This is a genomic window from Caballeronia sp. LZ024, from assembly GCF_031451455.1.
Lineage (GTDB): Bacteria > Pseudomonadota > Gammaproteobacteria > Burkholderiales > Burkholderiaceae > Caballeronia > Caballeronia telluris.
On sequence record NZ_JARUXL010000004.1, the window covers coordinates 387,643 to 404,835 of the forward strand.

General features: G+C 64.4%; 17 protein-coding genes. 12 read left to right on the top strand and 5 right to left on the bottom strand.

What is annotated here, in order from left to right; genetic code table 11:
- Nucleotides 1-29: 29 nt before the first annotated feature.
- Nucleotides 30-1,016 (bottom strand): aromatic ring-hydroxylating dioxygenase subunit alpha, encoded by a 987-nt coding sequence (locus tag QCE48_RS23905; RefSeq protein WP_309782686.1) that lies wholly within the window; start codon nt 1,014-1,016, stop codon nt 30-32.
- A gap of 106 nt (nt 1,017-1,122) precedes the next feature.
- The gene (locus QCE48_RS23910) at nt 1,123-1,608 is read right to left on the bottom strand and encodes a hypothetical protein (protein WP_309782688.1); all 486 of its coding nucleotides are present in this window, start codon (nt 1,606-1,608) and stop codon (nt 1,123-1,125) included.
- A gap of 277 nt (nt 1,609-1,885) precedes the next feature.
- On the opposite strand from QCE48_RS23910, the gene QCE48_RS23915 reads away from it, so the two are divergent.
- Nucleotides 1,886-3,460, top strand: coding sequence for a methyl-accepting chemotaxis protein (locus QCE48_RS23915; protein WP_309782690.1), 1,575 nt, complete (start codon nt 1,886-1,888; stop codon nt 3,458-3,460).
- Between the two features lie 31 nt (nt 3,461-3,491).
- Here the strand turns inward: QCE48_RS23915 and glcC are convergent, their stop codons facing one another.
- Nucleotides 3,492-4,259 (bottom strand): transcriptional regulator GlcC, encoded by a 768-nt coding sequence (gene glcC, locus QCE48_RS23920; RefSeq protein WP_309782691.1) that lies wholly within the window; start codon nt 4,257-4,259, stop codon nt 3,492-3,494.
- Nucleotides 4,260-4,491: 232 nt separating this feature from the next.
- Here glcC and glcD point away from each other — a divergent pair, with 232 nt between their 5' ends.
- The 4 genes from glcD (at nt 4,492) to QCE48_RS23940 (ending at nt 8,518) form a co-directional block, all read left to right on the top strand.
- The gene (glcD, locus tag QCE48_RS23925) at nt 4,492-5,991 is read left to right on the top strand and encodes a glycolate oxidase subunit GlcD (RefSeq protein WP_309782692.1); all 1,500 of its coding nucleotides are present in this window, start codon (nt 4,492-4,494) and stop codon (nt 5,989-5,991) included.
- Nucleotides 5,991-7,058, top strand: a complete 1,068-nt coding sequence (glcE, locus tag QCE48_RS23930; RefSeq protein WP_309782693.1) for a glycolate oxidase subunit GlcE — start codon at nt 5,991-5,993, stop codon at nt 7,056-7,058. The genes glcD and glcE overlap by 1 nt, the downstream gene beginning before the upstream one ends.
- A 13-nt stretch (nt 7,059-7,071) precedes the next feature.
- Nucleotides 7,072-8,289: a glycolate oxidase subunit GlcF gene (gene glcF / locus QCE48_RS23935; RefSeq protein WP_309782694.1), complete on the top strand. Its 1,218-nt coding sequence runs from the start codon at nt 7,072-7,074 to the stop codon at nt 8,287-8,289.
- A 67-nt stretch (nt 8,290-8,356) separates the two neighbouring features.
- Entirely contained in the window at nt 8,357-8,518 is a 162-nt protein-coding gene (locus QCE48_RS23940; RefSeq protein ID WP_309782695.1) for a hypothetical protein, read from the top strand.
- A gap of 22 nt (nt 8,519-8,540) precedes the next feature.
- Here QCE48_RS23940 and QCE48_RS23945 read toward each other — a convergent pair whose 3' ends face one another.
- The gene (locus QCE48_RS23945) at nt 8,541-9,047 is read right to left on the bottom strand and encodes a CBS domain-containing protein (RefSeq protein WP_309782696.1); all 507 of its coding nucleotides are present in this window, start codon (nt 9,045-9,047) and stop codon (nt 8,541-8,543) included.
- A 98-nt stretch (nt 9,048-9,145) separates the two neighbouring features.
- Nucleotides 9,146-9,457, bottom strand: a complete 312-nt coding sequence (locus QCE48_RS23950) for a zf-TFIIB domain-containing protein (RefSeq protein WP_309783769.1) — start codon at nt 9,455-9,457, stop codon at nt 9,146-9,148.
- A 130-nt stretch (nt 9,458-9,587) separates the two neighbouring features.
- Between QCE48_RS23950 and nhaR the strand changes: the two genes are divergently transcribed.
- From nhaR to QCE48_RS23985, 7 genes are all read left to right on the top strand, one after another.
- Entirely contained in the window at nt 9,588-10,481 is an 894-nt protein-coding gene (nhaR, locus tag QCE48_RS23955; RefSeq protein ID WP_309782697.1) for a transcriptional activator NhaR, read from the top strand.
- A 606-nt stretch (nt 10,482-11,087) separates the two neighbouring features.
- On the top strand, nt 11,088-12,110 hold the full coding sequence (locus tag QCE48_RS23960) for a glycosyl hydrolase (RefSeq protein ID WP_309782698.1): 1,023 nt from the start codon (nt 11,088-11,090) through the stop codon (nt 12,108-12,110).
- A 207-nt stretch (nt 12,111-12,317) separates the two neighbouring features.
- Nucleotides 12,318-12,851 (top strand): formaldehyde-activating enzyme, encoded by a 534-nt coding sequence (gene fae / locus QCE48_RS23965; protein WP_309782699.1) that lies wholly within the window; start codon nt 12,318-12,320, stop codon nt 12,849-12,851.
- Between the two features lie 87 nt (nt 12,852-12,938).
- Nucleotides 12,939-13,442, top strand: a complete 504-nt coding sequence (locus QCE48_RS23970) for an SLATT domain-containing protein (RefSeq protein ID WP_309782700.1) — start codon at nt 12,939-12,941, stop codon at nt 13,440-13,442.
- Nucleotides 13,443-13,461: 19 nt separating this feature from the next.
- Nucleotides 13,462-14,634: a DNA polymerase IV gene (gene dinB / locus QCE48_RS23975; RefSeq protein WP_309782701.1), complete on the top strand. Its 1,173-nt coding sequence runs from the start codon at nt 13,462-13,464 to the stop codon at nt 14,632-14,634.
- 213 nt (nt 14,635-14,847) lie between these two features.
- Entirely contained in the window at nt 14,848-15,795 is a 948-nt protein-coding gene (locus QCE48_RS23980) for a histone deacetylase family protein (protein ID WP_309782702.1), read from the top strand.
- Between the two features lie 350 nt (nt 15,796-16,145).
- Complete coding sequence (locus QCE48_RS23985) at nt 16,146-17,189, top strand: ABC transporter substrate-binding protein (RefSeq protein WP_309782704.1); 1,044 nt, start codon at nt 16,146-16,148, stop codon at nt 17,187-17,189.
- The last annotated feature ends 4 nt before the right edge of the window (nt 17,190-17,193 follow it).

Here is a 17,193-nt window from a genome sequence, read left to right on the forward strand (position 1 = left end):
CCCGCCAGCATGCAGCCGACAGATTACGCTCAAGTGCCGAGCGACGTACCGTAGCCGAACGCCTGCGCCGCCAGCCATCGGCGATATGCCACCGACATCCGGTCGCAACGCTGATGCAATTCCGCCGTCAGGTCGAGCGGGAGGTACTTCGGGTATTGCGACTCGACGATCGGCGTGTCCTGCACGAGGATCTCCATGTTGAAATCGTAGAGTTGCTGGTCGGTGTGGAGCGCGTCGTCCTCGTGAGCCGAGACGAGCCACGCGCGGCTTTCCGTGGCGGACACCGGCGACACCGCGATCATGATGTGCAGCGCGCCCTGTCCGCTGCCCGCCTTCTTGCTGAGGCTCGCGACGAGCGGACGCTTCACGCGGTACACGTATTCGATGTCGGCGCCCGGCTGCCCAGGCAATCCCGCCGGTTGCCAGAAGAAGCACTGCGTGGCTTCGAGGCCGCCATCGGTTTCGGCGACGTCGTAATCGCGCACCTCGGTGTGCGCGGGCTCACCGAGAATCCCCGTGTGGACGAACGGGAAGTGCGCCATGTCGAGAAAATTCTCGACGACGCGCGGCCCCGAAGACCGCACCCGCTGCGGCGCGAGATTGATGCATCGCGCGCCGGGCAGGTCGTATTCGGGAAAGAAGTCGAGCGCACGAGCCGGTTCGCCGAAACACATCCAGATCACGCCGTATTTTTCCGCGGCGCGAAAGCTGCGAGCGCACGCGCGTAGCGGCGGAACAAGCGAAGGGTTCGACGGAATGTGCACGCATTGTCCGTGCGTGTCGTAGCGCCATCCGTGATACGGGCAGACGAGTTCGCCCGCCTGCACCAAACCGAGCGACAGTTGCGCGCCGCGATGCGGGCAGTAGTCGCGCCAGACGTGCACGCGGCCGGCCTCGTCGCGCCACACGACGATCCGCTCGTCCGCGACGACGTAGGCCGATGCGGATGCAGGTCCCACGTCGGAAGCGTTGCAGACGGGCAGCCATTCGGCGAGAAGCGAGGTAACGGGATGCATGGTCGGCGCAAGAGGTTCGTGAATGACGATACCGAACGTTAAAGCGCTTTCCCGCACGCCACAACATCGCGCGTCAGGCGGACGACCGGACTCCCGGCCATGCGCGCTATTTCGTCCCGACGAACAACACGCCCGACTTCGAAGGCGTCTGGACGAACGCATGAATCACGTTGCCGGTCATGACGCCGAGGCCAGTCGCGGACGCGTTGGGGTACGCGCAGCCGTCGCCCGGACCGAACGTCAGGCCGACGTCGTACACGTTGCCCTTCGCGCGCGGCTTGATGGTCCCTGTGAACGTGCAGTGGGTGCCGGTGCCCGTGATGTTGCCGGCGGCGTCGGCGGTAAGCGTGACGTTGTCCAGCGCGACGTTCGCGCCGATGTTCGTGGCGCTCGTGCCTTTGAACGTGCCGGTGACGGCAGCGAGCGTGGGCGCCGTGTCGTAGCTCGTGTCGTAGCTGCGGCTGAACTCGGACTTGCCGTCGCCGGGATAGGAATCGTCGCCTGGCGGCCGTTGACGGTGCCGTCGTACTGCCGCTCCGCCGACGGACCCAGCGTAGGTCCCGAGCCGCCGCGGTGTCCGCCGCCGCCGCATGCCGCCAACATCACGCTCATCCCCGCTGCTGCACAAAACCCCGTTTTCATCGCTTCTGCGTTATCAGCCCTGACACCACTCGGGCACGGAGTGTAAGTTTTTGTAACAGTTTTGGAATGGCCGATTAGCAACAAGCGGCCGGCCGGGCGCTCCACGCCGACTCTTTTCACGCCAAACGTTTTCATTTCGCAAGTCGAACTTTCGTCGATCTCAAGTCGGACGTCGGGCTGCCGTAAAGCCGTCGTAAGCTTCCACCCACCGTCACGAAGAAAGAAAAATGCACACGCAGCGTATGACTGTCAGGACGAAACTTTCCATTGGCTTCGGTTTGCTCACGGGCGCCGTCCTGCTCGTGTCGGGACTGTCCATCGAAGCGCTCAGCGCGTCGAACGAGCGTTTCTCGAGCTACGTCGACGGAATCAACGCCCGCGCGAACGTGGCCGAAGACGTGCGGACCGCCGTCGACCGGCGCGCGATCGCCGCGCGTAATCTCGTGCTGGTCACGGAACCCGCGGAACTCGAGATCGAAAAGGCCGCGGTCGCGCAGGCCCACGAGGACGTGCAGAAGAGCCTGCGCAAGCTCAACGACATGATCGCCCGCTCGACCGACGCCACCGCCGACGCGCGCGCACGCATCGCGGAGATCGATCGCATCGAGTCGCTCTACGGTCCGGTCGCGCTCGCCATCGTCGATCTCGCGCTCAAGGGCAAGCACGCGGAGGCGATCGCGAAGATGAACGCGGAATGCCGGCCGCTGCTCGCCTCGCTCGTGAAGGCGACAGAGGGCTATTCCGACGCGACGAACGCCCGCGAAGCGGAACTCGTCAAGGAATCGGCGGAGCATTATGCGAATCAGCGGATGCTGACGATCGGCGTGTGCCTGGCGTCGGTTCTGGCAGCGCTGTTCGCTGGCGTGCTTATCACGCGCGGCATATTGCGCGCGCTCGGTGCGGAACCCGATCAGCTCGGCGAAGTGGCGCGGCGCGTGGCGAGCGGCGATCTCGGTCCGGTCGCCGATGCGGACCGCGCGCCGCCGGGCAGCGTGCTCGCGTCGATGAGCACGATGCAGACGAGCCTCGTCGGGCTGATTGGCGACGTTCGTGCGTCGGCCGACAGCATCGCGACCGGATCGAGCCAGATCGCGACGGGCAACATCGACCTGTCGACGCGCACCGAGCAGCAGGCCGCCTCGCTCGAAGAGACCGCGTCGAGCATGGAGCAACTCACCGCGACGGTCCGCCAGAACGCGGAGAACGCGCAGCAGGCGAGCACGCTGTCCGCCACGGCGTCGGCGGTCGCGCAGCAGGGCAACGCGGTCGTGGGACGCGTCGTCGATACGATGTCGTCGATCAGCAGCAGTTCGTCGAAGATCGCGGACATCACCGGGATCATCGAAGGCATCGCGTTCCAGACCAACATCCTCGCGCTGAATGCCGCCGTGGAAGCCGCGCGCGCCGGCGAAGAAGGACGGGGATTCGCGGTCGTGGCGTCGGAAGTGCGCAATCTTGCGCAGCGTTCATCGAGCGCGGCAAAGGAGATCAAGGAGCTGATCGGCGCGTCGGTCGAATCCATCGCGGACGGCTCCGCGCTCGCCAGCACCGCCGGGTCGACGATGGCCGACGTCCTGCAAGCAGTCGCGCGCGTGAGCGACATCATGGGCGAAATCGCCGCGGCATCGGGCGAGCAGAGCCGCGGCATCGAGCAGGTGAACCTCGCGATCGCCCAGATGGATCAGGTGACGCAGCAGAATGCGGCGCTCGTCGAGGAAGCGGCGGCGGCCTCGCAATCGCTCGATGAACAGGGACGACGGCTCACGCAGGCCGTGGCGTTCTTCAGGCTGACGACGGCGTAGTTTCGCGTCTGCGGCGGCGCGCGCCGCCGCGTTAGCCCCATCCTTCGAGCCGCAACGTCGACCTGACGAGCCGCTGTTCCTCCTGCTCGATCTCCGCAAAACTCTCGCGCACGCGCTTGATGTGCTGGCTCGCGGCCCGGCGCGCCTGCTCGGGCAGCTTGCCCGTCACCGCGTTGAAGAGCCGCGCGTGCTGCCGGTCGATGACCCGCTTCTGCGCCTCGCGGTGATACAGATTGTTCACCGACGCGAACACCGAACTCAGCATCAGATCGTTCAGCGTCGCGAGCGTGTGCACGAGCACCGGATTGTGCGACGCCTCGCAGATCGCGAGATGGAACGCATGATCGAGCCGCGCGTGGGTCGACGCGTCGGTTTCCTGCGGATGCGCGGCCACCATTTCGTCGTAGCGGCGGGTAATCAGGATGTAGTCCGCGGGCGTGCCGCGCAGCGCCGCCAGCCGCGCCGATTCCGCTTCGAGCATCTCGCGCACTTCGAGCAGATCGTAGAGCGTGCGCGGCTGCGAGCCGAGCAGATGCATCATCGGCGTCTGGGCCGGCTCGGCCGTCAGCTTGGCAATGAAGGAGCCCTTGCCCTGCGATGTCTCGATCAGTCCGCGCGCGCGCAGGATCTTGAGGCCTTCGCGAAGCGCGGTCCGCGATACGCCCAGCTTTTCCGTCAGGCGCCGTTCGGACGGCAGCGTCTGCCCCTGCTTCAGCACGCCATCGACGATCAATTTCTCGATGCGCTCGGCGACGACGTCTGCCAGTTGCCGTTTCCCTGCGTGTCCTGTCTCTTCCATGACGTCCGCCACTGGTATTACCACCGTCCGATCGTAGCATGGACGCGAGCCGTCGTTCGCGCAACAGCCCCATGCGCCTGTGATTCGCTCGATTTTCCCCGAACAACCTTGCTGAAAAAACTGGTATTACCACTGAAAAACGATTCGACAGCGCCATTTCGGCCCGGAACAATTCGAAAGACGCGCGGCATCCGAAGCTCACAAGAAACCGCGGCCCCACCGGAGACAATGCATGACCTACGCCTACGACGAGCAGCTCGACGGCCCGCTTCGCGATCACGACAAAGCCGCGATCGTGCGCGATCTGCAGTCGCTGCTCCCCCACCTTCAGCTTCTGCATACGAACGAAGAGCTGCGTCCTTTCGAATGCGACGGCCTGTCCGCCTATCGCATCACGCCGATGCTCGTCGCCCTGCCCGGCAGCGTCGAAGAAGTTCAGGCGCTACTGAAATACGCGCATGCGCACGGCGTGCCGGTCGTTGCGCGCGGTGCGGGCACCGGGCTTTCGGGCGGCGCGCTGCCGCTCGAAAAAGGCATCCTGCTCGTGATGGCACGCTTCAACCGCATCCTCGAAGTCGATGCCGAAGCCTGCATCGCGCGCGTGCAGCCAGGCGTGCGCAACCTCGCGATCTCGCAGGCGGCTGCGCCTCACGGCCTCTATTACGCGCCCGATCCGTCGTCGCAGATCGCGTGTTCGATCGGCGGCAATGTCGCGGAAAATGCGGGCGGCGTGCATTGCCTCAAATACGGGCTGACCGTCCACAACATCCTGAAGGTCGAGATCGTGACCATCGACGGCGAGCGGCTCACGCTCGGCTCGGAGGCGCTCGATTCGCCCGGCTTCGACCTGCTCGCGCTCATCACCGGCTCCGAAGGGATGCTCGGCATCGTGGTCGAAGTCACGGTGAAGCTGCTGATCCGGCCGCAGAGCGCGAAGGTGCTGCTCGCGAGCTTCGACGACATTGAAAAGGCCGGCGATGCGGTCGCGCAGATCATCGGCGCGGGCGTGATTCCCGGCGGCCTCGAAATGATGGACAACCTCGCGATCCGCGCGGCGGAGGACTTCATTCACGCGGGCTACCCGGTCGATGCCGAAGCGCTCCTGCTATGCGAAGTCGATGGCGCCGAATCCGACGTGAAAGAAGACTGCGAGCGCGTCGAGACGCTCCTGCGCGCGGCGGGCGCGACCGATATCCGGCTCGCGGCGAACGAAGCCGAACGTCAGCGCTTCTGGGCGGGCCGCAAGAACGCGTTTCCCGCCGTAGGCCGCATCTCGCCCGACTACTACTGCATGGACGGCACGATTCCGCGCCGCGAACTGTCGCGCGTGCTGCGCGGGATCGCCGCGTTGTCGGCGCAATACGGGCTGCGGGTCGCGAACGTGTTCCATGCCGGCGACGGCAACATGCATCCGCTGATCCTCTTCGACGCCAACGCGCCCGGCGAAATGGAACGCGCCGAAACGATCGGCGCACGCATCCTAGAACTGTGCGTCGAGGTGGGCGGCAGCATCACGGGCGAACACGGTGTCGGCCGCGAGAAGATCAACCAGATGTGCGCGCAGTTCAATAGCGACGAGCTGACGTTCTTCCACGCAGTGAAGGCCGCCTTCGATCCCGACGGCCTGCTCAATCCCGGCAAGAACGTGCCGACGCTGCATCGCTGCGCCGAGTTCGGCTCGATGCACGTGCATCACGGCGCGCTGCCCTTTCCCGAACTGGAGCGCTTCTGATGCGACGCGACCCTCTCTCTATCGACGATAGCGCGCGCCTCGTCGAGCAGGTTCGATCCGCGCTCGCCGACAAACAGCCGCTCTCGATTCGCGGCGGCAACAGCAAGGCGTTCCTCGGCCGCCCCGTCGACGCTCAAGCCATCGACACGCGCTCGCATCGCGGGATAGTGAGCTACGATCCGAGCGAACTCGTGATCACCGCACGCGCCGGCACGCCGCTCGCAGAGATCGACGCGATCCTCGACGAAGCCGGCCAGATGCTGCCCTGCGAGCCGCCGACCTTCGGCGGTGCGGCGACCGTCGGCGGCGCAGTCGCGAGCGGCCTGTCGGGTCCGCGTCGCCCGTGGGCGGGTTCGGTGCGCGACTTCATCCTCGGCTGCCGGATCATCACGGGCGAGGCGAAGCATCTGCGCTTCGGCGGACAGGTCATGAAGAACGTCGCGGGCTACGACGTGTCGCGTCTCATCGGCGGCAGCTTTGGTTGCCTCGGGCTCGTCACGGAAGTCTCGCTGAAGGTGCTGCCGAAGCCACGCAAAGCGCGATGCCTCACGCTCGCGATGGAAGCGAGCGAAGCGATGCGCGAACTGTCGGCATGGCGCAAGGCGTCGCTGCCCGTGAGCGGCGCATGTCATCTCGACGGCAAGCTGCATGTGCGTCTCGAAGGCGGAACGGGTTCGGTGCACGCGGCGCTCGAGCGCATCGGCGGCGAGCGTCTGGACCCGGCATTCTGGACCTCCCTGCGCGAACAGCGCCTTGCCTTCTTCGACGATCCGCGCCCGCTCTGGCGTTTGTCGCTGCCTAACGACACGCCGCTCGTCGCCTTGCCGGGCGACGCGCTGCTCGACTGGGGCGGCGCGCAAAGATGGTTGAAGAGCGACGCACCCGCCGCCACGATCCGGCAGATCGCGAGCGCGGCCGGCGGCCATGCGAGCTGCTTTACGCGAGTGCCGGGCATCGAACCGTTTCATCCGCTTGCCGCGCCGCTGATGCGCTTTCACCGGCAATTGAAGCAACGCCTCGATCCGCACGGCGTCTTCAATCCCGGGCGCATGTACTCCGACTACTGAAGCAATCACGATCATGCAAACGAATCTCAGCGACGAAGCGAAAGCGCTCCCGCGCGCCAAGGAAGCCGAAGACATCCTGCGCTCATGCGTGCACTGCGGCTTCTGCAACGCGACGTGCCCGACGTATCAATTGCTCGGCAACGAACTCGACGGACCGCGCGGACGCATCTATCTGATCAAGCAGATGCTCGAAGGCGAGCCGGTCACCGACAAGACCCAGTTGCATCTCGACCGCTGCCTCACCTGCCGCAACTGCGAGACGACGTGTCCGTCGGGCGTGACCTATCACGCGCTCCTCGACATCGGCCGCGAGATGCTGGAGCGCCGGGTCGAGCGGCCCGTCGCGCAGCGTGCGTTGCGCGCGGGCCTGCGCCACGTGATCCCGCGCGCGAAGACCTTTGGTGCGCTGCTGAAGGCCGGGCGCATGACGCGGCCCATGCTTCCCGCCGCGCTCGCCGCGAAGATTCCCGAGCGCGCGCCGCTCGCCGGCACGCGGCCCGCTGCGCGTCATGCACGCCGCATGCTGATGCTCGAAGGCTGCGCACAGCGCTCGCTGTCGCCGAACACGAATGCAGCCGCCGCGCGCGTGCTGGACCGGCTCGGCATCAGCATCGAGGCGACGCCGGAAGCCGGCTGCTGCGGCGCGACCGACTATCACCTGAACGCGCAGGAAGCGGGACTGACGCGCGCACGCCGCAACATCGACGCATGGTGGCCGAAGGTCGAAGCGGGCGCCGAAGCGATCATCCAGACCGCGAGCGGCTGCGGGGCGTTCGTCAAGGAATACGGCCACCTGTTGCGCGACGATCCGCTTTACGCGGACAAGGCCCGTCGCATCAGCGAGGTCGCGCGCGATCTGGGCGAAGTCTTTGCGGATGCGCCGCTCGAGCAGTTGCAGATCCGCGCCAGCCAGCGCGTTGCGTTCCATTGTCCGTGCACGCTGCAACATGCGCAAAAGCTCGGCGGTTCGGTGGAAGGCGTGCTCGGCCGACTGGGTTTCGACCTTGCGCCGGTTGCCGACGCGCATGTGTGCTGCGGCTCGGCCGGCACCTATTCCTTCACGCAGCCCGAACTCGCCCGCAAGCTGCGCGACAACAAGCTCGACGCGCTCGAAAGCGGCCAGCCCGATGTGATCGCGACGGCCAACATCGGCTGCCAGACGCATCTCGGCGCGGGCGGGCGCACGCCGGTGCGTCACTGGATCGAGATCGTCGACGAAGCGATCGCCTGAACGGCGCACAACGAAACGCCAGCGGCGGCCGCCCGCCGGCTTCGTCAGCGCGTCGATCATCGGCCGGATGAAGGTCGTTACGCACAGCACGAACGCGGGAATCTATTGCGTCGCGGGCGCGCTGGTCTTCGGCGCGGTGCTGGCCCGGCTCCAGCCGCGCAAGCTGGTGAACAGGGCGGACCGAACGGCCGGGCTGCATGGCACGCCGCCCATGCGGCCCGATCCGTGACGATCAATCGTCACGCGCGTCATCACGACAAGGCCGTCGCGAACGCATCCGGCAGCGACGCGCGCCGCGTCAGCGTGGACGTCCCTGGATCGTGGCTGCCGCCGCTCACATAGCGTTCGAGCTGGTCGATGGCGAACTGCTGTTCATCGATCAGGTTCTTCACCAGGTCGCCGATCGACACCATGCCGACCAGTTGCCCGCCGTCGATCACAGGCAGATGACGGATGCGATGCTCGTTCATCAGCGTCATGCACTCGTCGGTGGTCTGTCGCGGCCGCACATAACGCAGCGCGCGGGACATGATCTCGGATACGTAGGTGCTCTTCGAGGACCGCTCCTTCAGCACGACTTTCCTCGCATAATCGCGCTCGGTCACGATGCCGCGCACTGCCGAACCTTCCGTGACGATCAACGCGCCAATGCCCTGCCGGGACATCAACGCGATGGCGTCGTAGACGCTCGCGCCGACGTCGATCGTATGAACCGACGCATCGGTCTTGGCGTTCAGCAGTTGCATAACAGTTGCCATTACACAGCTCCGTATCGATGACCCGCCGCCGGGCACATGCCGGCGGTCGGGATGCAGCAAACCAGCTTCAATCGCTCGCTTCGGGTTGAAGGCGATCCTCAGCCAAAATCGAACAATTCCCCAAGCAGCGATTTCTTCTTCCTCTGCGTGTGACGCCGGTCGTGGTGACCGTGGTATCCCTCGTCGCGCGTGCCCCAGTCAGCACGCCGTTCGCGTTCGGTGTAGTCGCCGCGCTCGCGCGGCGCATGCCGGCGGCCGTCCGCCACCGCATGTTCTTCGATGCGCACCAGCAGCTTGTCGAGTTCGCCGCGATCCAGCCAGATGCCGCGGCACGTCGCGCAATAGTCGATCTCGACGCCGTCGCGTTCGCTCATCAGCAAATCGGGTGTCTTGCAGACAGGACACTTCATGGCGGTGTTTCCTTTCATATGGCCTACGATATGCATCAATGTAGCGAAGAAGCGTGTGATATAAAACTCGTATTTTCTGTTTGTTTCATTCGATAAAACCGAATGATTCGTGTCCGCGCGGAGGGACATCGTGAACTTCAAGCATCTGTATTACTTCTGGGTATCGGCGCGGGCCGGGAGTCTCGCGCGCGCGGGTGCGCAACTGCACATCACGCCGCAGACGTTGAGCGGGCAGATCAAGCTGCTGGAAGAGGCGCTCGACAAGAAGCTCTTCAGAAAGAGCGGGCGCAACCTTGAAGTCACCGACGCGGGCCGTCTCGCGCTCGACTACGCCGACGAAATTTTCTCGCTCGGCGCCGAACTCGAAAGCGCGGTCAAGCGCGATCAGGCGCTCGCGCAGACGCAGCTACGCGTGGGACTCGCGGACTCCGTGCCGAAAGCGGTCGCCTATCGGCTGCTCGAACCGGCGCTCAATCGCTCGGAGTCGCTACGGCTGATTTGCCATGAGGGCAACCTGCATGCGCTGCTCGGGCAACTCGCCGTGCATCGCCTCGACATGATCGTCGCCGATGCGCCGATTCCGCCGGGCGTGAACGTCAAGGCGTTCAATCACCTGCTCGGCCGCTCGACGCTCAGTTGCTTTGCGCCGAAGTCGCTTGCCAAACGTGCGGAGCGCGATTTCCCGGCATCGCTGGAAGGCATGCCGGTGCTCTTGCCGGGCACCGAGTCTGCCGTGCGCCGCAAGCTGGATCACTGGCTGAAGGCACAGGGCGTGTCCCCGCGCATCGTCGGCGAATTCGACGACAGCGCACTCGCCATCGCGTTCGGACGCGAGGGGCGCGGCGTGCTGTTCGCGCCGACCGTGCTCGCAGCGCAACTCAGACGTGAGCATCTTCTCAGCGTGGTCGGACATATCGACACCATCGTCGAGGAGTTCTTCTCCATCTCGATCGAGCGGCGCATCAGTCATCCGGCGATCGCGTCGATTCTCAGCGCGGCGCGCAGCGAACTCTTCGGCGCCTGAGCGACGAGGCTGCTGTCAGAAAAGTCATTGCATAGCTAACTTGTATTGCCGAATGCGTGCGGCTTTAATCAATCAGAGAAATCTTTAAAGGCCGACGCACGCTCTTTAGCGGTTAGAGCTAAGAACGCACTCAATGCGCCTTTCATAACTGCAACGCGGTTATTTAACCCGCCGCTTAAGACGGCATTCTTGCCTATTCAACCAAGATGCATCGAATTCGCTAAGAAATTACCGACTGACAATGTCTTGACGGTAAGTCTTAGCCTCAGCAAGCCTCGCGGCATTTATTTTTCGTTTTTCCCGGGAATTTTGGGCTTATTAGAGCGTTTTGTCCCGCGCGATCGAGGTCATACATTCCATATCACTCGATAAAAAGCAAAACACGGGAATGATCTCAAACGACACAAGAACAATTTCCTTAACGGTCATGTTGTTACCTGACGTTACAGGTTCAGGCATATCGGTCCGACTATACTTTTTTCGCCTGATCAAACCCGTGACCATTTACCTATGTCCAAACGAAACCCTTATCCAGACGAGCAACAATTCCCCGATATCGACAACGAGGCCAGCGCTCGCTTGCCGCGTCGGAAATTTCTGTCACTCATGGCGGCCGGCGCCGGTAGTGTCGCGCTATCAACATACGGAGAAGCGGCGAGCGCGGCAACAAGCGTCGATGCGACAGCAAAGGCGGCCACCGGCCAGAAGCTGTTCTATGGCATGAACGGCCATATCGCCTGGAACGAAGGCATCTACAGCACCTTGTCAGCGGCCGTGCAGCTCGCGCAGTTAAGGGATCTGGGATGCACGATGTACCGTGCGGACACGGCAAGCGACGGCATGTCGGAAACGCTCGCGCGCCTGCTGGTCGGCGTGTTCAAGGCGGGCGGCGTATCGATTCTTCCCGTGCTCAATGCGCAGTCCGCTGGATGGGACTACACGAGTTCCGAGTCCGCCGCCTATTCGCTCGGCTACAAGCTGGGCGTCGATTGCACGAGACCGCTCAAGGGCCTCGTCAACTACATCGAATGCGGCAACGAACTCGATGTCCAACTCAAGATGCACGGTGACGGCAGCAGTTCCGCCGACTGGAACCCCGCGCACTGGGGCTCGTTTCGCGGCGTGATTCGCGGCATGATCGACGGCGTGAAGGCCGTGGATCCGTCGATTCAAGTCGGCGTCAACGTCGGCATTCCGATGGCCTATCGCGCGCTCCAGATGCTGTGGAACGGCATCTCGCCGAACGGCACGGAAAACGGCGCGGGCGGTGCGAGTGCCCTGCGCTGGGACTTCACGACCTATCACTGGTACAAGAGTTCATACGACATTCAACGCGCCGGCAGAACCGCATCGATCGACGTGCTTCAGATCCTCAAGGACTCCTTCGGCGTGCCGATCTGGCTGACCGAATGGGGCTGGTCCGGTTCGAAGGATTCGCCGGAATCGGCGGCCGAGTACGTGACGAGCGCACTCACGCAGTACAAGTCGATCAAGGACAAGTACGACATCCAGTGCATCATGATGTACTGCATCATCGACGACAAATACGGCCTGATCCGCCCGGACGGCGTCTCGCGCAATCCCGCCTACTCCGCGTTCAAGCGATTCGTCGAAGCGAATCCGGTCTGAACGTCGCGAGACGTGACGCGTCGGCGAGCGTCGCTGGCGCTCGTCGCGCCCGGCCAATGTGTCACGACTCGCTGACACTCTGTTGCGCGCGACGACTCGCGACTTGCCGTCGTGTGCGCTGCCTGCGTCATTGGCATTGTCCTTGCATCGCTTGCCCGTTCTTTTAGCGGGTCATCGAAGCAGCACGTGAAGGACACAGGAGCCACCATGAGTAACGATCTGACATTCCGCGCTGGCGAAGCCACCGTCTTCGCCGCGCCCGGACAGGCGACCGACGCCATGCCGGAGATCCTGATCGGCCGCGTCGACGGTCCGGTCGGTCACGCTTTCGCCAACATGATGGCGCAGAGCAAGGGCCACACGGCAATGTTCGCGATCCGCGCCTGCAATCAGATGGTGCGCCCCGCGACGATGATCGTCCCGAAGGTCACGCTCAAGGACATGGCGACGATCGAACTGTTCGGCGGCGTCGTGCAGTCGGCGACGGCGGACGCCGTGGTCGATTGCCTGATCGAGGGCATCCTGCCGAAGGATCAGGCGAACGACTTGTGCATCATCAGCCTCGTGTGGATCGACCCGCGTTGCGTGACGGACGCGAATCTCGACAAGAAGGACATGTACCGCACGAACTACGAGGCGACCAAACTCGCGATCCAGCGCGCGATGAACAACGAGCCGAGCGTCGATACGCTGATCGCAAACCGCCATAGCATCAAACACGACATGGACGACTGGAGTTGAGCGCGCGCCACGATTTCGCCGGTGTTGATACCATATCCATCCTGCCGGACCGCCGGTCCGTGAACAGGCTGCATCGCGTATCGACACATGACCCAATCGACCGACTATCACCCGCCCACCGACGAAGCCGAGTTGCTGCTGAAGTGGATCCGCCGTGCGCGCGAGTCGCAGGCGAGCCATTACGACATGGCCGACCGCCTGCACCGGCGCGGCCGCTGGCTCGGCATCGCGGTCATCGCAATTACCTCGCTCATCGGCACGTCGGCCTTTCTGTCGCTGATCGCGACGGCGGTGTCGTCGTTCCTGCGGGCGGTCGTCGGGCTGACGAGCATCGTGGCGGCCGTGCTCGCCGCGCTCCAGACCTTCCTGCGCTATGAGGAACGCGCCGAGCAGCATCGCGCGGCGGGCGCCCGTTATGGCGCGGTGCGGCGCAAGCTGGAAGCGATCCATGCCGGCGACGCCGATGCCCGCGACGGCCACTATCTGAGTTCGATCCGCGAGGAACTGGACCGGCTCGCCGAGGATGTGCCGAACGTACCGACCGCGTATTTCCAGCGTTCGTGCGCGAACTTGTCGAGCGTCGCGCAATAGCATCGCGGCACATCCAGACATGAGCGCCCCGACCCGCCGTATCGCGCATCTCGACATGGACGCGTTCTTCGCGTCCGTCGAATTGTTGCGCTATCCCGAGTTGCGCGGCGAGGCGGTCGTCGTTGGCGGCGGCCATCGCGCCACGCCGACCGTCGATGAAAACGGCACGCGCCACTTCGTGCGGCTGCGCGAGTACGCGGGCCGCGGCGTCGTGACGACCTCGACCTACGAGGCCCGCAAGCTCGGCGTCTTCTCCGCAATGGGCATGATGAAGGCGGCGCAACTCGCTCCCGACGCGTTCCTCTTGCCGAGTAACTTCGATTCGTACCGCCATTACTCGGAGCTGTTCAAGGACGCGGTGGCAAGCGTCGCGCCGCGCATCGAGAATCGCGGCATCGACGAAATCTACATCGATCTCACCGACGTGCCCGGCGAGACGCGCACGCTCGCTGAACGCATCAAGCGCGTGGTCGCCGATGCAACGGGGCTCACGTGCTCCATCGCCGTCGCGCCGAACAAGCTGCTCGCGAAGATCGGCTCGGAACTCGACAAGCCGGACGGGCTGACCCTCCTCACGATGGAGGACCTCGAACCACGCATCTGGCCGCTCGCCGCGAAGAAGGTGAACGGCATCGGCCCGAAGGCAAACGACAGGCTCGCGGCGCTCGGCATCCACACGGTCGGCGACATCGCCGCCGCCGATCCCGCGTTCCTTCAAGAGCACTTCGGTCTGAGCTATGCGAGCTGGCTCACGCGCATCGCGGCGGGCATCGACGAGCGCGAGATCGAGACCGAGTCGGTGCCGCGCTCGAAGTCGCGCGAGACGACCTTCTCGCGCGACCTGCATCCGCGCCGCGACCGCGCCGAACTCTCGGAGCGTTTCACCGCGCTGTGCATGCGGCTCGCCGAGGACCTCGAACGGCGCAATCTCACGTCCGCGTGCATCAGCATTAAAGTGCGGTTCAGCGACTTCCACACGGTCACGCGCGACCACACGCTGGAGCGCGGCGTGACCGACGGCGCCTCGATCCGGCGCGCCGCGACCGAATGCCTGAAACGCGTCACGCTCGATCGCAGCATCCGGCTGCTCGGCGTGAAGGCGAGCGCGCTGTCGCAGCAACGCGTCGATGGCGGCGCGCCGCAGTGGGTGCAGGCCGAAATGCAGTTCGACGCATCCGCCGATCTCGGCTAACGCCGGCCGTCTTTGCACGCTCGGTCTCGCATAAGAGATCGTCTATGCTGTGCCAAAGTTTGTCTAACTATCGTGGCGAGTCGGCGGACGCTAAGCTCGGCGATGCGGCGCGCAACGACTGGCGTGTCGCGACGCGCGCGGAAGCAGGCCGTCTGCGCACACGACAGAAAGCGACGACAGCCGGACGTGCACCGGCTGCGATAGGCGACCCTCATGAACACCACCCTTGTTTATTCCCACGCGGCCTGTCTCGAACACCGGCCTGGCCCGAATCATCCTGAGTCGCCGGAACGGTTGAAGGCCGTGCTCGGCGCGCTGCGTTCGCCGGCGTTCTCGTCGCTGGAATGGCGCGAAGCGCCGATGGGCACGCTCGACCAACTGGCGTTGATTCACGAGCGCGACTTCATCGACGAGATCGCGGACATCGCGCCGAAGCAAGGCTACGTGCCGCTCGACGGCGGCGATACCGTCATGTCGCCGGGATCGTGGGAAGCGGTGATGCGTTGCGTCGGCGCGGCGTGCGCGGGCGTCGATGCCGTGATGAACGACGAGGCGCGCAACGTGTTCTGCGCGACGCGCCCGTGCGGCCATCACGCGGAACCGGCGCGCGCGATGGGCTTTTGCATCTTCAATCAGGCGGCGATCGCGGCCGCCTATGCGCACGATGTGCACGGGCTGGAACGCGTTGCAGTCGTCGATTTCGACGTTCATCATGGCAACGGCACGCAGGCCGCGTTCTTCAGCCGGCCCCAGTTGCTCTATGCGTCGAGCCATCAGTCGCCGCTCTATCCGGGCACGGGCGCCGCGTCCGAGACGGGCGTCGACCATAACATCGTCAATGTGCCTTTGCCGCGCGGCTGCGATTCGGACCTGTTCCGTACCCGCATCGGCGCTGAAATGCTGCCGGCGATCCGCGAATTCGCGCCGCAACTCATCATCATTTCTGCCGGCTTCGATGCCCATCACCTGGACCCGCTCGCGGGCCTGCGCCTCGAAAACGACGACTTCCACTGGATCACGCGCGAGCTGATGAGCATCGCCGATGCGACATCGGAAGGACGCATCGTCTCGATCCTCGAAGGCGGCTACAGCCTCGAAGGACTCGCCAGCGGTACGGCGGCGCACGTTCGCGCCCTGATGGACCTCGACGCCGCCGCCTGACGAAATAGCGCTGTATTAAAAGGTGGAACGGCCTCGTTCCACCTTATCCCTTCACGCCCTCCGCCCCTCGTCGATTCATGTGATGTTTTTGAATCGGCTGTCACTCGCGCTACCATTCAGTCCCGCTTCATCGCCCCGTCATAACCTCATGTCATGGGCGCTCCAACAATTCGGGCGTTGTCGCGGCGAATTTGACTCACTATATTTTTTGCTGATGGCGCATCATCGAAGGGCCGAGGCTCCGGTGCGCGCCTTCCCTGCGTCGCCGCATTCGCATTCGGCGACGCGGCGCGACGAACACCGCATTACATCGACGATCTCTTTCGCATAACCATCTCGAGGACAAAGTCGTGATCAAAAAGCCAACGTTGCGCCCGCTTGCCGCTCTCCTGATTTTGAGCGCCGCGAGCCTTGCGCCCGCCTTTGCCGCCGGGAAGATTACCTTCGTCTCGCAGGGCGGCACGTATCAGGAAGCGCAGACCAAGGCCATCCTCGACCCCGCCGCCAAGCAGCTCGGCATCACCATCAACCAGGAAAGCATCCCCGACGCGTGGCCGCAGATCAAGGCGCAGGCCGCGACCGGCAAGCCGATCTGGGACGTGGTCGACACGCCGACGTCCAACTGTCTGCGCGGCGGCCGTGAAGGCCTGCTCGAAAAGCTCGACTTCTCGAAGATCCCGAATGCGGCCGCGATGCCCGAGAAGTACCGCACGCCCTACTCGGTGGCTTACGAGTTCTATTCGACGGTCATCGGCTACAACAAGAAGACGCTGAAGAAGGTGCCGAAGAGCTGGGCCGACTTCTGGAACGTGAAGGACTTCCCCGGCACGCGCGCGCTGCGCAACGACCCGATGACGGTGCTCGAAGCCGCGCTTCTCGCCGATGGCGTGCCGCGCGACAAGCTGTATCCGCTCGACGTCGACCGCGCGTTCAAGAAGCTTCAGCAGATCAAGCCGGACGTGACGGTGTGGTGGACGTCGGGCGGGCAGTCGGCGCAACTGCTGCACGACGGCGAAGTCGACATGACGATGATCTGGAACGGCCGCGCGAGCGCGGTGCGCAAGGACAATCCCGACGTCGACTTCACGTTCAACGACGGCATCCTGCAGAACACGCAGTTGTGCGTGCTGAAGAACGCGCCGAATCTCCCGGAGGCGATCAAGTTCGTCGACGCGGCCGTGTCGCCTGAATTGCAGGCGAACCTGCCGCTCTATATCGACTACGGCCCGGGCAATCCGGCGGCGTTCAAGACCGGCAAGATCGACGCGAAGCGTGCGAGCGAACTGCCGAGCTCGCCCGATAACGCAGCGAAGCAGGCGCTGATGTCGGAGGATTGGTGGGCGTCGGACGCCGGCGTCCAGGCGAAGGCGCGCTGGCTCAAGTTCATGCAGTAACGCT

Excerpts from the sequence above, each read along its gene's own strand:
- dinB (WP_309782701.1), top strand. The coding sequence starts at position 13,462 with ATGAGCGCCCCGACCCGCCGTATCGCGCATCTCGACATGGACGCGTTC.
- QCE48_RS23980 (WP_309782702.1), top strand. The coding sequence starts at position 14,848 with ATGAACACCACCCTTGTTTATTCCCACGCGGCCTGTCTCGAACACCGG.
- fae (WP_309782699.1), top strand. The coding sequence starts at position 12,318 with ATGAGTAACGATCTGACATTCCGCGCTGGCGAAGCCACCGTCTTCGCC.
- QCE48_RS23945 (WP_309782696.1), bottom strand. The coding sequence starts at position 9,047 with ATGGCAACTGTTATGCAACTGCTGAACGCCAAGACCGATGCGTCGGTT.
- QCE48_RS23905 (WP_309782686.1), bottom strand. The coding sequence starts at position 1,016 with ATGCATCCCGTTACCTCGCTTCTCGCCGAATGGCTGCCCGTCTGCAAC.
- QCE48_RS23910 (WP_309782688.1), bottom strand. The coding sequence starts at position 1,608 with ATGCGGCGGCGGCGGACACCGCGGCGGCTCGGGACCTACGCTGGGTCC.
- glcE (WP_309782693.1), top strand. The coding sequence starts at position 5,991 with ATGCGACGCGACCCTCTCTCTATCGACGATAGCGCGCGCCTCGTCGAG.
- glcD (WP_309782692.1), top strand. The coding sequence starts at position 4,492 with ATGACCTACGCCTACGACGAGCAGCTCGACGGCCCGCTTCGCGATCAC.
- QCE48_RS23940 (WP_309782695.1), top strand. The coding sequence starts at position 8,357 with ATGAAGGTCGTTACGCACAGCACGAACGCGGGAATCTATTGCGTCGCG.
- glcF (WP_309782694.1), top strand. The coding sequence starts at position 7,072 with ATGCAAACGAATCTCAGCGACGAAGCGAAAGCGCTCCCGCGCGCCAAG.
- glcC (WP_309782691.1), bottom strand. The coding sequence starts at position 4,259 with ATGGAAGAGACAGGACACGCAGGGAAACGGCAACTGGCAGACGTCGTC.
- QCE48_RS23915 (WP_309782690.1), top strand. The coding sequence starts at position 1,886 with ATGCACACGCAGCGTATGACTGTCAGGACGAAACTTTCCATTGGCTTC.
- QCE48_RS23970 (WP_309782700.1), top strand. The coding sequence starts at position 12,939 with ATGACCCAATCGACCGACTATCACCCGCCCACCGACGAAGCCGAGTTG.
- QCE48_RS23960 (WP_309782698.1), top strand. The coding sequence starts at position 11,088 with ATGGCGGCCGGCGCCGGTAGTGTCGCGCTATCAACATACGGAGAAGCG.
- QCE48_RS23950 (WP_309783769.1), bottom strand. The coding sequence starts at position 9,457 with ATGAAGTGTCCTGTCTGCAAGACACCCGATTTGCTGATGAGCGAACGC.